This is a genomic window from Amycolatopsis sp. NPDC051128, assembly GCF_040682715.1.
Classification (GTDB): Bacteria; Actinomycetota; Actinomycetes; order Mycobacteriales; family Pseudonocardiaceae; genus Amycolatopsis.
In genome coordinates this window covers 31306-44296 of sequence record NZ_JBFBBN010000028.1, presented here as the reverse complement: position 1 = coordinate 44296, position 12991 = coordinate 31306, and the positions used below count along the sequence as shown (strand labels likewise).

The following is a 12991-nucleotide window of genomic DNA, read 5'->3' as shown; positions in this document are numbered from 1 at the left end:
GGGTTTCTCCTTGGTCAGGGATGCCCCACCGGGCGCGTGGTCAGCCTCGGGGGGCGGGTGGGTGAGGGCGTGAAAGGGCCCGGACAGTCATCAACACAGGCACCTCCCTGCCTTCCATGCACCCGGCTCCCTGCCGGACGCGCTCAGCTTGCCGGACCGATCCGGGGCGGCGCAAGCGAATTGCGCGAACGGTCCGTTCGTGCGCTTTCCTTGAATTCCGCCCGCCGCCCCGGTCACGATGGACGGGCAGGCTCAGCGAGGAGGGGCGGATGGATTACCACGACGTCGTGATCGTCGGCGGCGGGCACAACGGGCTGGTGGCGGCCGCGTACCTGGCGCGGGCGGGCCGGTCGGTGCTCGTGCTGGAACGGCGCGGCGAGACCGGTGGCGCCGCGGTGTCCTTCCGCGCGTTCGACGGCGTGGACGTCCGGCTTTCGCGCTACTCCTACCTGGTCAGCCTGCTGCCGAAGAAGATCGTCGCCGACCTCGGCCTCGACGTGGAGCTGCGGCGGCGCCGGATGTCGTCCTACACCCCGTCCGGCGCCTCGGGCCTTCTTGTCGACACGGGTAACGGCGGCCGGACCGCGGCGTCGTTCCGCGCGGTCACCGGGTCCACATCGGACTTCGCGGCGTGGCGGCGGTTCTACGAGCTGACCGGGCGCGTCGCCGAACGCGCCTTCGGCACGCTCACCGAGCCGCTGCTGTCCGAAGTGGACTTCCGCGCCCGGATCGGTGACGGCGAGGCGTGGCCGCTGCTGTTCGAGCGGCCGATCGGCGAGACGCTCACCGCGTGGTTCGGCGACGACACCGTGCGTGGCGTCGTGCTCACCGACGCGCTGATCGGCACGTTCGCCCCGGCGGACGCCGAGGACCTGCGGCAGAACCGGTGCCTGCTCTACCACGTGATCGGCAACGGCACCGGCGACTGGGACGTGCCGGTCGGCGGCATGGGCGCGGTCACCGGCTCGCTCGTGGCGGTGGCGTCCGCGGCGGGCGCGCGCCTGGTGACCGGCGCGGAGGTGCTCTCGGTCGACCCGGACGGCGAGGTGCGCTACCGGCGTGACGACACCGAGAACGTCGTGCGGGGTGGACACGTCCTGGCCAACGTCGCCCCGGCGACGCTGGCTCGGCTGCTGGGCGAGGAACCGGCGGACCGCCCGGAGGGCGCGCAGCTGAAGGTGAACATGGTGCTGTCGCGGCTGCCGAGGCTCCGGGATCCGGACGTCGGCCCGGCGGAGGCGTTCGGGGGCACGTTCCACGTCAACGAAACCTTCACCCAGCTGGAAACTGCCTACCGCGAGGCGGCGGCGGGGAAGATCCCCACGCTGCCGCCGTGCGAGATCTACTGTCATTCGCTGACCGACCCGTCGGTCCTCGGCCCGGCCGAACGCGCGGCCGGGGCACAGACCCTCACCCTGTTCGGCCTTCACATGCCGGCGCGGCTCTTCGCAGGGCGCAACGACGCAGCACGCGAAGAGGCGTTGCGCGCGACGCTGGCTTCGCTGAACAGCGTGCTGGCCGAGCCGATCGAGGACTGCCTGCTGACCGGGCCGGACGGGAAACCCTGCGTGGAGGCGAAGACCCCGCTCGACCTGGAGGCCGAACTGGGCCTCCCGGCCGGGCACATCTTCCATCGGGACCTGTCCTGGCCGTTCGCGGAAGACCCGGCGCAGGCAGGGCGGTGGGGCGTCGAGACGGCGCACGAACGCGTGCTGCTGTGCGGCGCGGGAGCGGCGAGGGGAGGTGGTGTCAGCGGCATCCCCGGCCACAACGCGGCGATGGCCGTGCTGGGTGGCTGAGGCCGTCGTTCAGGCGTGTTCGGCGCACAGGCAGCCGATGCCCGGCTCGATCCACTCCCGGCCGGCCCACTCGGGATGGCGTTCGACGAGCAGCGTCCGCACCTCGGCGAGGATTTCCTCCTGTCCCATGGCGGAATTCCGCCGTCGCCAGGTTTCGTCGCGCAACTCGCGAAGGTAGCCGCGGACGTCGTCGAGCACGGAAACGTCGCCGACGTCGCCGTGCCCCGGGACCACCACCCGCGGCCCGGTCGCGGCCAGCCGGTCCAGCACGGCGAGCCAGCCCACGCCGGTGACGTCCGTGTCGTGCGGCGGGAACCACGGGAAGATCGCGAACTGCCCGGTTTCGGCCAGGTCGCCGGTGAACAGCACACCGGCGTCCGGCACCTCGACGACCTGGTCGCCCTTCGTGTGGCCGCGGCCGGTGGGGCGCAGCCGGACGGTCCGGCCGCCGAGGTCGAGGGTGTACGCGTCGTCGTAGATGACGTCGGGGGTGGGCACCCGGACGCCGTCGAGGCGCCGGGCGACCACTTCGCCCAGGCCGCGGAACATCTCCAGGTAGCCCGGGCCCTTCGTGGCCAGGTCGTCGGCCTGGCCGCGGTTGACCAGGTACGTGGCTTCGCCGGCGAACACCTGCGCGCCGAACGCGTGCTCGGGGTGGAAGTGTGTCGTCGTCAGGTAGAGGCGGCGGCCCTTGGCCACCTCGGTCGCGAAGGCCAGAACCTGCGACGCGTTGGCGGTGCCGATGCCCGTGTCGACGACCAGGACGGCTTCCCGGCCGCCGACGACGCCGATGTTGGGCACCAGGTCCACGCCGTTGTTCGGGATCACCAGCAGGTCCGGGGCGATCTCCTGGGCGAGGGCGACGCGCACGGCGGGATCGGTCAGCTCGGTCATGCCCCGATTCCACCGCCGGGGCACCGGATGCGTCCAAGACCGGTTCGGTGGCGCCGATACCCGGCGAATATCGTCGCCGGTCATGGAGCTACGCACGCTGCGATACTTCGTGGCCGTCGCCGAGGAACTCCACTTCGGCCGGGCCGCCGCGCGGCTGCACATGAGCCAGCCGCCGCTGAGCCGGGCGATCAAGCAGCTGGAGACCGGCGTCGGCGCCGTCCTGCTGGTCCGCTCCGCCGCGGGCGTCGCGCTCACCCCGGCCGGAGCGGCGTTGCTGGACGAGGCGCGTGCCCTGCTCGACCAGGCCGACCGGGTGCGCGTCCGCGTGGCCGCGGCGGCCGGCGCGGCCACGCTCACCGTCGGCATCCTGGGTGACGGCGCCGACCCGGGCGCGACGCGGCTCGCCGACGCGTACCGGCGGCGGCACCCGGGCGTCGAGGTCCGCGTCCGCGACGCCGACCTGACCGATCCGACGTGCGGGCTGCGCGCCGGGCTGGTCGACGTCGCGCTGACCAGGGGGCCGTTCGACGAAACCGGCCTGACCGTGCGCGAACTGCGTGCCGACCCGGTGGGCGCGGTGCTGCGCGCCGACGACCCGCTGGCCCGCCGCGACCGCCTGGAGCTGGCCGACCTGGCCGGCCGGCGCTGGTTCCGGTTCCCGGAGGGCACCGACCCGCGCTGGCAGGGGTACTGGCACGGCGGCGAACCCCGCGAAGGGCCGGTGGTGCGCGCCGTTCAGGAGTGCCTGCAAGCCGTGCTCTGGAACGGCACGGTCGGGCTGACCCCGCTCGGGCACCGGCCGCCCGGCGAGCTGACCGTCGTGCCGCTCACCGACATGGCGCCGAACCCCGTGGTCGTCGCGTGGAAGGACGCCACCCCGCTGGTCCGCTCGTTCGCCGAGATCGCGACGGCCGCCTATCGCGGCTGAGCGCTCAGACCACCGGCGGCACCGGGGGTCAGCTCGGCGATGGCGCGGGCGGGGTGAAAAACGAACGTTCATTCACTATTGCTGGTCGCATGCGCACCGCCAGCCGGACCGCCGAGCACGTCGCCCTCTTCCGCGCCCTGGAGACCCGGCGCCGCGACCGGCTCTTCGCCGACGACCACGCCATCAGGTTCCAGTCCGCTCGCTACCGCTGGCTCGTGCGGGCCGCCACAGTCCCACCCGTCGGCCACGGCATCGCTTGGCTCATCGACCACCGCTATCCCGGTGGTCCCCGCACGTCCGCCGTCGCCCGCACCCGGCTGATCGACGATCTCCTCGCCGAGGCCGAGCCGGAACAAGTCCTCCTGCTCGGCGCCGGCTACGACAGCCGCGCGCACCGCATCCCCGGCATTCCGCCCACCTACGAGGTCGACCACCCGGCCACCCAGCGAGCCAAGCGGCAGCACATCGCCGACCGCCCGCACGTCCACTACGTCCCCGTCGATCTCAACTCCGAAAGCCTCGCCGTGGCCCTCGACGGCTTCCCCGTCAAGCGCACGGCGGTCATCTGGGAAGGCGTCACCAACTACCTCACCGAGTGGGCCGTCGACGCGACCCTCCGCGATCTGACCACGATCGTCGCGCGCGGCAGCACGATCATCTTCACCTACGTGGACCGTGCGGCCTCGGCGCCGACACCACGTGGCACCAGGAGGTCGAGAAGGCCGGCGAGCCGTGGACCTTCGGCCTCCACCCCGCCGAAGTCCCCGGTTACCTGGCCGAACGCGGCCTGGACCTGAAGGGCGACTTGTCCGCGAAGGAAGCAGCCGCCCGCTACGGCCGGAACGAGCCCGCCGCCGACTTCTACCGGATCGCGTGGGCGGTGATCCGGTAGATGCCCAAGGTCACCGAGGAGCACCTGACGAACCGTCGACGGCAGATCCTCGACGCCGCGGCAGGCTGCTTCGCCCGCGATGGGTTCCATCGCACGTCGATGCAGGACATCGTCAAGGAGTCCGGTCTGTCCGCCGGGCTGATCTACCGGTACTTCACCGGCAAGGACGAAATGATCCTCGCGATCGTCGGCGAGTGGCACGCGACCCGCTCGGCCGACCTCGGCACCGCGAGTGATCCCCTCGCCGCCTACCTCGGCCTCCTGCGGGCCATCGCGGGCCCGGAAGCGGTGCGGCAGCGGAACCTCGGGATGCAGGCGTGGGCCGAGACCGTGCGCGAGCCGCGGATCCGCTCACTCGCGCGTCAGGGCGTGGACGACCAGATCGAGGCGTTCCGGGACGCCGCGCCGGAAGCCTCGGTCCGCGTGCTCATCGCCATCTACCAGGGCCTGCTGCTGCAAGCCTCGTGGGACGACAGCCTGGACGTCGAGGAGTTCGTGGCCGCTGTCCGCGAACTCGTGCGGCACCGCCCGTGATCTGCCCGCCGCTCGTCTAGACCACCGGCGGGCGGCGGACGTCGTAGAGGTCCCAGTCCAGTTGCCAGAACGCGTCGATGCCGTGCTCGCGGATGTACTTCCGCTCGGTGTCGTGCACCGGATAGCAGCCGGCGATGCTGACCGGCGCGCCGCCGACGTCGATCAGCGTGTACTGGTGCGCGTCGAGGCCCGCCGGTGCCGACACGGCGAAGGCCGTCATGGCGGACTCCGGGGCGATCGGCCTGCCGAAGTCGATGGTGTCGCCGTAGACGAACGGGCAGGTGCCCCGCAGCTGCTCGGCGAGGTAGCCGATGGCCAGCGCCCAGACCGGGTCGTCGGACCGGACGCTGATCCACAGCTCCGGTTTCACGCCGTGCCAGTCGCGGTGGTCGGCGAGCGAGAGGCCGTACGTCGCGCCGGTCAGGTAGCGCGGCTCCGGCTCGTCGCGGTAGACGAACGCGATGACGTCGTCGAGCCCGTCGTGGGTCGACGGGATCGGCTGCAGCCGGGGCTCGGCGCCCCCGGTCAGGGTGTCGAGATGGGCGACATACCGCTCGGCACGGCTCGGCATGGCGCGCAGCATACGACCGACCGGCCCAGCGCACTGAGCAATCCCGGTGGTCCGGGCGCGGCACCTTCGGGCAGGGTGGAAAGCATGCGAGTGCTCGTGATCGGCAGCGGAATCGGCGGCGCGGCGACGGCCTGGCACCTGGCGCGCCGGGGCGCGGAAGTGGTCGTGGCGGACGCGGCGCGGCCCGGGTCGGCCACCGAGGCCGGCGCCGGGATCGTCAGCCCGTGGACGTCGCGACGGCAGGACGCGCTGTACCCGCTCGCCGCGGCCGCCGGCCGCTACTACCGGGAGTTCACGGCGGAACTGGCCGAACTCGGCGAGGAATCGTCGTTCGAGGTGGTCGGCGGGATGATCGTCTCGGCCGAAGACGCCGAACTGGCCGAGGCGCACGAGCGGCTGGCCGCGCGGGCGGCGGACGCGCCGGAGGCCGGCGAGGTCCGGCGGCTCGACCCCGCGCAGGCCCGCGAGCTGTTCCCGGCGCTGGCGCCCGGGCTGGGCGCGGTGCACCTGGCCGGCGCCGGCCGCGTCGACGGGCACCTGCTGCGCCGGGCCCTGCTGGCCGCCGCCGAGCGCCAGGGCGCGAAGTTCGTCGAAGGCGAGGTCGCGTTCCGGGCCGACGGCACCGTGGCGAGCGAGGCGGGGCCCCTCGAAGCGGACAGTGTCGTGGTCGCGGCCGGCGCGTGGAGCCGGGAACTGCTGGCCCCGCTGGGCATCGACCTGCCGGTGACGCCGCACCGCGGCCAGATCAGCCACTTCGTTCTGCCGGACACCGGGACAGCCGCGGCCACGGCGGCGTGGCCGGTCGTGCTGCCGCGCAGCAGTCACTACCTGCTCGCCTTCGGCGGCGGCCGGGTCGTCGCGGGCGCGACGCGCGAAGCGGAATCCGGCTTCGACTACCGCGTCACGGCCGCCGGGCAGCGCGAGGTGCTGGACAACGCGCTCGCCGTCGCGCCCGGCCTCGCGGACGCGACCCTCGTGGAGACCCGGGTCGGCTTCCGCCCCGGCACGCCCGACGATCTCCCGGTGCTGGGCCTGCTCCGGCCGGGCCTGGCGGTGTCGACCGGCTTCGGCGCGGGCGGGCTGACGAACGCGCCGTTCGCGGGGAAGCTGGTAGCGGCGTTGGCGCTGGGCGAGGACCCGGGCTTCGACCTGGGCCCGTTCGCGCCCGGCCGGTTCTAGCCGTCGGTGACGAGTTCCAGCTCGTGGTCGCCGGTGCGCTCGACGACCAGGCCGGCCTTGGTGATCACCTTGACCAGCTGCTCCACAGTGGACGGTTCGGCACGCGTGGCCGCCAGCACGTGCGCCAGGCGGCCCTTGTACGCCTTGTTGAAGTGGCTGACCGTCACGCGCTCGCCGCGGGCGTTCTCGGTGACCACCCGGACCGTCACCGCGTCCGGACGCAGCTTCGCGAACGCCGAGTAGGTGCCCGAACGCAGGTCGACGACCAGGCCGTCGACCTGCCGCAGCACCGGTTCGAGGACCGGCTTCCACAGCCCGCGGACGGTGCCGAGCGCGGGCAGCGAGTTCCCGCCCGAAAGCCGGTACGCCGGGATCGGGTCGGTCGCCGAGACCACGCCGAACAGCGACGACGTCACCGCCAGCCGCCGGTGTGCCTTCGCCAGGCCGGCCTTCGTGAAGCTCTTCACGTCGAGCGCGTCGTAGAGGACGCCGGTGTAGCGGCGCAGCGCGGGCATCGTCGGCGACGTCCACAGCCCGGCGTTGCGCGTGACTTCCCCGGCCTGGCGTTCGGTGATACCGAGGGCCGCGATGCTGGCCGGCACGTCGGCGGCCAGCTCGGCGAGCGCGTCGGCGAGCTTCGCGCGCGTCGGGTTCAGCTCGGGGAACGACAACGCGTCGAGGTCGAGCGGCCCGCCGCGGCCGCCGTCGGCCTTGGTCTCGGAAGGGGGGAGGAGCACCAGCACGTCGTGAGCGTACTGCGCCGATCGTTACCGACCCGGCCGGCAGCCACGGCGGAACGGGTGCCGGTGAGCGGGTCGGCTCCGGACCGTGTCCGCCTGCTTTCGGCCGGATCGGTAATCGGGATGCGCGGACGGCGCCGTCCGGCCTAGCCTCCCGGCATGCATCCGACCTGGCGCCCGTTGACCCTCGACGACGTCCCCGCCCTCACCCGCCTGTACGAGGCGGCCGAAGAAGTCGACCGGACCGGTGACCACTTCAGCGACGAAGACCTCCGCGACGAGCTGGAAGGTCCCAACATCGACCTGGCCCGCGCCACCGTCGGCGCCTGGGTGGGCGACCGGCTGGTGGGGTACGGCCTGATCCGCCGCCGGGACGCGGCCGATCCGGTGCACATGCTCCGGCTCCAGTCGGTCGTGCACCCGGAGCACCGGGTCGACGCCGTCGGCGCGCACTTGATCGAATGGTTCTCGCGCACGAGCCGCGAGGTCAGTGAGCGCGCCTTCCCGGGTGCGCCGCTGGAACTGCACCACGGCCTGCACCAGAACGAGCGCTGGATCGCCGGGGTCCTCGCCGGCGCCGGGTACACGCACGGCCGGACGATGGTGAACATGCGCGTCGGCCTCGCCGACCTGCCCCCGCAGCCGTCGTTGCCGGACGGGTTCGAGGCCGTGCCGTTCGACTTCAAGTACGACCTCGCCGCGCTCGACGCCCGCAACGACACCTTCGCCGACCACTGGGGCAGCACCCTCTACGAGCCGGCCGCCTGGCGTCACCTCGTCACCGGCTCGAAGGACTTCCGGCCGGACCTCTCGTTCCTCGTCCTCGACGGCGACAAGGTCCTCGCGTTCGTGCTGAGCAATTTTTACGCGTCCGAAGCCGCGGCGACGGGCATCCGGGAGCACTACGCCACCTGGGTGGGAACCCGGGCGGCGCTGCGCGGCCGCGGCGTCGCGTCGGGCTTGCTCGGCCACACGCTGCTGGCGGCGAAGGCCGCGGGATTCGACCGGTCGGCCCTCAACGTCGACGTCGACAATGCGCACCGCGCCCTGGGTGTTTACGAGCGGTGCGGTTATCGCGTCGACGACGAATGGCACGTGTACGTGCTGTCCTGAATTTGGGACGCCCCACCGCCGATCGGGGAATGGACGGCATTCGTACCAGCACGTCATGAGGCCGACTTCCGCTTTCCCCGGTTCGAGGGAACTGGCCGCTTCGCTGCGCGAATTGCGCTTGGTGCGGGGTAAGGGTCTTCGTGAGCTGGCGCGCATGCTGGGAATTTTGCCGCAGCTGCTGTCGGCCTGGGAGAAGGGGAAACGAGTCCCGGCCCCGGAGGACATCGCCCGGGTGCTGGGCGGCCTCCGTGTGGACGACGCCACCTACGACCGCATGATGCGCCTGGCCAGGCGCGCCAGGGACGACAACTGGCTGGATTCCAACCCGTCGGACCTTCCGCCCGCGCTGAGTGGCATCGTCGAGTACGAGCGCACCGCCACCCGCATCACTATGTGGTCGCTCGCAATCATTCCCGGGCTCCTGCAATCCGCGGATTACGCCCGGGCGCTTTTGAGCGCTGGCGGAATCAGTGTGGAGCAGGCAGACCTCCGTCTGGTTACGAGGCTTGCCAGGCAACGCATTCTCACCAAGTCGAACCCGGTGAAGCTCACCGCAATCATCAGCGAGGTGGCGATTCGCGACGAGTTCGGCAGCTAAGCTGCTTATGGACAAGGCATTGACCGAGGAAGCCACCCGGGCCTTGCTTCGGGAGGTCGCACGATAACGCGGAGGCCGTCGCATGAGCGCAACTTGGCGCAAGTCGAGCTACAGCGGGGTCCAGTCCGAGTGTGTCGAGGTGAAGCTCGATCAGGCCGTGGGAATCCGGGACACCAAGGCTCGGGCGCAGGGCCGGCTGACCGTTTCCCGGACCGCGTGGGCCGCCGCCGTCACCGCTCTACGAGGTTGAGCAGCTCCTCGCCCTGCACGTACCTCCGCAGCTGCTCCGCCGCCAGCTTCTTCGCGCGCGGGTAGAACGACGCCGACCCGCCGGCGATGTGCGGGGTGATGACCACGCCCGGCACCGTCCACAGTGGATGGCCGGCGGGCAGGGGCTCCGGGTCCACGACGTCGAGACCGGCGCGCAGCCGCCCGGTGCGGGTCTCGGCCAGCAACGCGTCCGTGTCGATCGCCGTGCCGCGGCCGACGTTCACCACCAGGGCGTCGTCCGGAAGAGCGGCCAGCTCGTCCGCGCCGATCAGGCCGCGCGTGTCCGGCGTGTCCGGCAGGACCAGCACCACGATGTCGGCCTGGGGCAGCAGGTCGCGCAGCTCGGCGACGCCGTGGACGTCCTCGTCCGGGCGCGCCCGGCTCGCCACCCGCGTCACCGGCGCCTCCGCCGCGAGGAGCTGACGCTCGACGGCCTGCCCGATCGAGCCGTAGCCGACCAGCAGCACACGGCTGTCGGCCAGGGAGCGCGTGTGCTCGCGCGTCCACTCGCCTCGCGTCTGCTGCGCGAACCAGCGAGGCAGGTCCCGCTGCGCCGCGTGGATCAGCGCGAGGGTGTGTTCGGCGACGCTCAGGTCGTGCAGACCCCGCCCGTTCGCCAGCCGGACACCCGCCGGCAGCAGCGGTACGAGCGCCTCCACCCCGGCCGACAGCGACTGCACCACGCGCAGCGACGGCAGCTCCTTGATCAGCTTCGCCCCTCCGGGCCCGCGGTCGTAGGGCAGCACGTAGAACTCGACGCCGCCGAGATCGGCCGGCGGGGGCTCGACGCCGTCGTAGTACGCGGCGTCGAGCCCTTCCGGCACGTCGATGTCGGTCCACGGCAGCAGTACGCGAGCGCTCATGCCGCCTTTCTACCCGCGACCGCGTGTAGTAGCCCCGCGGGTCGACGACCAGGTGCGTCGAGCCGGCCGAGTCGCGGACGTCGAAGCGCGCTCCCGCGCCGAGCCGGACCGTCGCCGCGGTGGAGGTGATCTCGTTCGCCGTGACGTTCACCGCCGAGGGGACCCGCTGTAGGGCAGGTCGTGCGACCGGGCGACGAGTTCGGCCGCCGCCGTGTTCGCGCGGCAGGGGACCGTCGGCGTCGCCCTGGCAGGTTGTCGCGGCCGGCGGGTCGCCGAGACGGCCAGGGTGCTGCCGGTGACGCTCCGCCGAAGGCGCCGCCGAACCGGCTCGGCCCCGCGAGCCCGGCCGGAACCGGACCGGATTCCCCTGCCGCCACCCCGCTCAGCCCTCCCCTTCCGCTACGCAGAACTCGTTCCCCTCCGGATCCGTCAGCACCGTCCAGGCCAACCCCGGCATCTCGTGCTCCGCCACCTCCTTCGCGCCCAGTTCCACCAACCGCTTCACCTCCGCCCCACGATCGTCGCCGCCGAAGTCGATGTGAACCCGGTTCTTGCCCGCCCGTGGCTCCGCTACCCGCTGCAGCCCCAGCGAGAGCCCGCCTGGCGGCGGGGCGAGGATCAGGAACTCGCCCTCGTAGTCCTGCGCCACCGTCGTGCCCAGCGCCGCCGTCCAAAACCGCGCCAGGCCGCGGGGATCCGCGCAGTCGATCGTGATCATCCCCATCTGGATCGCCATCCCCGCAAGCTAGCGGCGACCACCGACAAAAACGGCCGCCGAGTAACCCGTTGGAGTCACGGCCGGGTCGTTGACTACCCTGAGCGGGACTTTCACACCCGCCCGGAGCAGGGAGACCCGCAGTGATCACCAGGACTTCGTCGTTGTTCCTTCGCACGTTGCGTGAGGACCCGGCGGACGCCGAGGTGCCGAGCCACCGGCTCCTGGTGCGCGCCGGCTACGTCCGCCGGGTCGCCCCGGGCGGGTACTCCTGGCTGCCGCTGGGCCTGCGGGTGCTGCGCCGCATCGAGGCCGTCGTGCGCGAAGAGATGAACGCCATCGGCGCGCAGGAGATCCAGTTCCCCGCGCTGCTGCCGAGGGAGCCCTACGAGGCCACCGGCCGCTGGACCGAATACGGCGACGGCCTCTTCCGCCTGAAGGACCGCAAGGGCGCCGACTACCTGCTCGGCCCGACGCACGAGGAGCTGTTCGCGCTCACCGTGAAGGGTGAGTACAGCTCGTACCGCGACTACCCGGTCACGCTGTACCAGATCCAGACGAAGTACCGCGACGAAGCGCGCCCCCGCGCCGGCATCCTGCGCGGCCGCGAGTTCGTCATGAAGGACTCCTACTCGTTCGACCTCGACGACGAGGGCCTGGAGCGCTCCTACCAGGCGCACCGCGCCGCGTACACAAAGCTGTTCGACCGCCTCGGCCTGGAGTACGTCGTGGTCAAGGCGACGTCGGGGGCCATGGGCGGCTCGGCGTCGGAGGAGTTCCTCGCCGTCGCCGAGACGGGTGAGGACACCTACGTCCGCAGCACCGAGTCGGGTTACGCGGCGAACGTCGAAGCCGTCGTCACGCCCGCGCCGGCCGCGCAGCCGATCGAGGGCCGCCCCGAGGCGCAGGTGCACCACACGCCCGGCACGCCGACCATCGAGACGCTGGTCGACTTCCTCAACAACGCGGGCCTGGGCCGCACGTTCACCGCAGCGGACACGCTGAAGAACGTCATGCTCAAGACGCGTCAGCCCGGCGCGAAGGAGTGGGAGCTGGTCTGCGTCGCGCTCCCCGGTGACCGCGAAGTGGACATGAAGCGCCTCGAAGCGTCGCTGGAGCCCGCCGAGGTCGAGCTGCTCGGCGAGGCCGACTTCGCGAAGAACCCGTTCCTGGTCAAGGGCTACATCGGCCCGAAGGCGCTGCAGGACAACGGCGTGCGCTACCTCGCCGACCCCCGGATCGTCCCCGGCACCGCCTGGGTCACCGGCGCCGACAAGGTCGACCACCACGTCGTCGACCTGCTGGCCGGCCGCGACTTCACCCCGGACGGCACGATCGAGGCCGCCGAGGTCCGCGAGGGCGACACGTCGCCGGACGGGCACGGCACGCTGATCGCCGCGCGCGGCATCGAGATCGGGCACATCTTCCAGCTCGGCCGCAAGTACACCGACGCGTTCGAGGTCGACGCGCTCGGCCCCGACTCGAAGCCGATCCGGATCACGATGGGCTCGTACGGCGTCGGCGTCTCGCGGCTGGTCGGCGTGCTCGCCGAGCAGAACCACGACGACCTCGGCCTGATCTGGCCGCGCGTGATCTCGCCGTTCGACGTGCACATCGTCATCGCGGGCAAGGACGAGACGGTCGCGGCCGGCGCCGAGAAGATCGCCGCCGACCTCGACGCGGCCGGCCTCGAGGTCATCCTCGACGACCGCAAGGCGACGCCGGGCGTCAAGTTCGCCGACGCCGAGCTGGTCGGCGTGCCGACCATCCTGGTGGTCGGGCGCGGCCTGGCCAACGGCGTCGTCGAGGTCAAGGACCGGCGCTCCGGCGAGCGCGAGGAGATCGCGGTCGACGCGATCGTCGAGCACCTGGTCAAGCTCGTCCGGTCCTGACGG

Annotated in this window: 14 protein-coding genes; 9 read left to right on the top strand and 5 right to left on the bottom strand. The window is 72.1% G+C overall.

Annotated elements, in window-relative coordinates:
* Positions 1 to 269 precede the first annotated feature (269 nt).
* Positions 270 to 1799, top strand: coding sequence for an NAD(P)/FAD-dependent oxidoreductase (locus AB0M82_RS26255; protein WP_364726938.1), 1530 nt, complete (start codon positions 270 to 272; stop codon positions 1797 to 1799).
* 9 nt (positions 1800 to 1808) lie between these two features.
* Here the strand turns inward: AB0M82_RS26255 and AB0M82_RS26250 are convergent, their stop codons facing one another.
* A complete protein-coding gene (locus tag AB0M82_RS26250; protein WP_364726935.1) occupies positions 1809 to 2693 on the bottom strand; it encodes an MBL fold metallo-hydrolase in 885 nt (294 codons plus the stop codon).
* 82 nt (positions 2694 to 2775) lie between these two features.
* On the opposite strand from AB0M82_RS26250, the gene AB0M82_RS26245 reads away from it, so the two are divergent.
* The 3 genes from AB0M82_RS26245 (at position 2776) to AB0M82_RS26235 (ending at position 5047) form a co-directional block, all read left to right on the top strand.
* The gene (locus AB0M82_RS26245; protein WP_364726934.1) at positions 2776 to 3621 is read left to right on the top strand and encodes a LysR substrate-binding domain-containing protein; all 846 of its coding nucleotides are present in this window, start codon (positions 2776 to 2778) and stop codon (positions 3619 to 3621) included.
* 89 nt (positions 3622 to 3710) lie between these two features.
* Positions 3711 to 4418 (top strand): SAM-dependent methyltransferase, encoded by a 708-nt coding sequence (locus AB0M82_RS26240; protein WP_364726931.1) that lies wholly within the window; start codon positions 3711 to 3713, stop codon positions 4416 to 4418.
* Positions 4419 to 4513: 95 nt separating this feature from the next.
* Entirely contained in the window at positions 4514 to 5047 is a 534-nt protein-coding gene (locus tag AB0M82_RS26235) for a TetR/AcrR family transcriptional regulator (RefSeq protein WP_364726929.1), read from the top strand.
* A 16-nt stretch (positions 5048 to 5063) separates the two neighbouring features.
* Here the strand turns inward: AB0M82_RS26235 and AB0M82_RS26230 are convergent, their stop codons facing one another.
* Positions 5064 to 5618 carry a suppressor of fused domain protein gene (locus tag AB0M82_RS26230; protein WP_364726926.1) on the bottom strand — a complete coding sequence of 185 codons (555 nt, stop codon included), beginning with the start codon at positions 5616 to 5618 and terminating at the stop codon, positions 5064 to 5066.
* 84 nt (positions 5619 to 5702) lie between these two features.
* On the opposite strand from AB0M82_RS26230, the gene AB0M82_RS26225 reads away from it, so the two are divergent.
* Entirely contained in the window at positions 5703 to 6797 is a 1095-nt protein-coding gene (locus tag AB0M82_RS26225; RefSeq protein WP_364726923.1) for an FAD-dependent oxidoreductase, read from the top strand.
* Here AB0M82_RS26225 and yaaA read toward each other — a convergent pair.
* Positions 6794 to 7540: a peroxide stress protein YaaA gene (yaaA, locus tag AB0M82_RS26220; RefSeq protein WP_364726920.1), complete on the bottom strand. Its 747-nt coding sequence runs from the start codon at positions 7538 to 7540 to the stop codon at positions 6794 to 6796. The two genes, AB0M82_RS26225 and yaaA, sit on opposite strands and share 4 nt — an antisense overlap.
* 156 nt (positions 7541 to 7696) lie before the next feature.
* Here yaaA and AB0M82_RS26215 point away from each other — a divergent pair, with 156 nt between their 5' ends.
* The 3 genes from AB0M82_RS26215 to AB0M82_RS26205 all read left to right on the top strand — a co-directional run bounded on the left by AB0M82_RS26215 (position 7697) and on the right by AB0M82_RS26205 (position 9498).
* Positions 7697 to 8650 carry a GNAT family N-acetyltransferase gene (locus tag AB0M82_RS26215; protein ID WP_364726917.1) on the top strand — a complete coding sequence of 318 codons (954 nt, stop codon included), beginning with the start codon at positions 7697 to 7699 and terminating at the stop codon, positions 8648 to 8650.
* A gap of 55 nt (positions 8651 to 8705) precedes the next feature.
* On the top strand, positions 8706 to 9248 hold the full coding sequence (locus AB0M82_RS26210; protein ID WP_364726914.1) for a Scr1 family TA system antitoxin-like transcriptional regulator: 543 nt from the start codon (positions 8706 to 8708) through the stop codon (positions 9246 to 9248).
* A gap of 82 nt (positions 9249 to 9330) precedes the next feature.
* A complete protein-coding gene (locus tag AB0M82_RS26205; protein WP_364726911.1) occupies positions 9331 to 9498 on the top strand; it encodes a DUF397 domain-containing protein in 168 nt (55 codons plus the stop codon).
* Here the strand turns inward: AB0M82_RS26205 and AB0M82_RS26200 are convergent.
* Both AB0M82_RS26200 and AB0M82_RS26195 read right to left on the bottom strand, forming a co-directional pair.
* Positions 9479 to 10381: a 2-hydroxyacid dehydrogenase gene (locus tag AB0M82_RS26200; protein WP_364726908.1), complete on the bottom strand. Its 903-nt coding sequence runs from the start codon at positions 10379 to 10381 to the stop codon at positions 9479 to 9481. The genes AB0M82_RS26205 and AB0M82_RS26200 overlap by 20 nt on opposite strands.
* Positions 10382 to 10763: 382 nt before the next feature.
* Complete coding sequence (locus AB0M82_RS26195) at positions 10764 to 11117, bottom strand: VOC family protein (protein ID WP_364726905.1); 354 nt, start codon at positions 11115 to 11117, stop codon at positions 10764 to 10766.
* A gap of 122 nt (positions 11118 to 11239) precedes the next feature.
* Here AB0M82_RS26195 and AB0M82_RS26190 point away from each other — a divergent pair, with 122 nt between their 5' ends.
* On the top strand, positions 11240 to 12988 hold the full coding sequence (locus tag AB0M82_RS26190; protein ID WP_364726902.1) for a proline--tRNA ligase: 1749 nt from the start codon (positions 11240 to 11242) through the stop codon (positions 12986 to 12988).
* The last annotated feature ends 3 nt before the right edge of the window (positions 12989 to 12991 follow it).

What these genes read in the sequence shown, in the direction of transcription:
- AB0M82_RS26255 (WP_364726938.1), top strand. Translation starts at nt 270, where the DNA reads ATGGATTACCACGACGTCGTGATCGTCGGCGGCGGGCACAACGGGCTG.
- AB0M82_RS26250 (WP_364726935.1), bottom strand. Translation starts at nt 2,693, where the DNA reads ATGACCGAGCTGACCGATCCCGCCGTGCGCGTCGCCCTCGCCCAGGAG.
- AB0M82_RS26245 (WP_364726934.1), top strand. Translation starts at nt 2,776, where the DNA reads ATGGAGCTACGCACGCTGCGATACTTCGTGGCCGTCGCCGAGGAACTC.
- AB0M82_RS26240 (WP_364726931.1), top strand. Translation starts at nt 3,711, where the DNA reads ATGCGCACCGCCAGCCGGACCGCCGAGCACGTCGCCCTCTTCCGCGCC.
- AB0M82_RS26235 (WP_364726929.1), top strand. Translation starts at nt 4,514, where the DNA reads ATGCCCAAGGTCACCGAGGAGCACCTGACGAACCGTCGACGGCAGATC.
- AB0M82_RS26230 (WP_364726926.1), bottom strand. Translation starts at nt 5,618, where the DNA reads ATGCCGAGCCGTGCCGAGCGGTATGTCGCCCATCTCGACACCCTGACC.
- AB0M82_RS26225 (WP_364726923.1), top strand. Translation starts at nt 5,703, where the DNA reads ATGCGAGTGCTCGTGATCGGCAGCGGAATCGGCGGCGCGGCGACGGCC.
- AB0M82_RS26215 (WP_364726917.1), top strand. Translation starts at nt 7,697, where the DNA reads ATGCATCCGACCTGGCGCCCGTTGACCCTCGACGACGTCCCCGCCCTC.
- AB0M82_RS26210 (WP_364726914.1), top strand. Translation starts at nt 8,706, where the DNA reads ATGAGGCCGACTTCCGCTTTCCCCGGTTCGAGGGAACTGGCCGCTTCG.
- AB0M82_RS26205 (WP_364726911.1), top strand. Translation starts at nt 9,331, where the DNA reads ATGAGCGCAACTTGGCGCAAGTCGAGCTACAGCGGGGTCCAGTCCGAG.
- AB0M82_RS26200 (WP_364726908.1), bottom strand. Translation starts at nt 10,381, where the DNA reads ATGAGCGCTCGCGTACTGCTGCCGTGGACCGACATCGACGTGCCGGAA.
- AB0M82_RS26195 (WP_364726905.1), bottom strand. Translation starts at nt 11,117, where the DNA reads ATGGCGATCCAGATGGGGATGATCACGATCGACTGCGCGGATCCCCGC.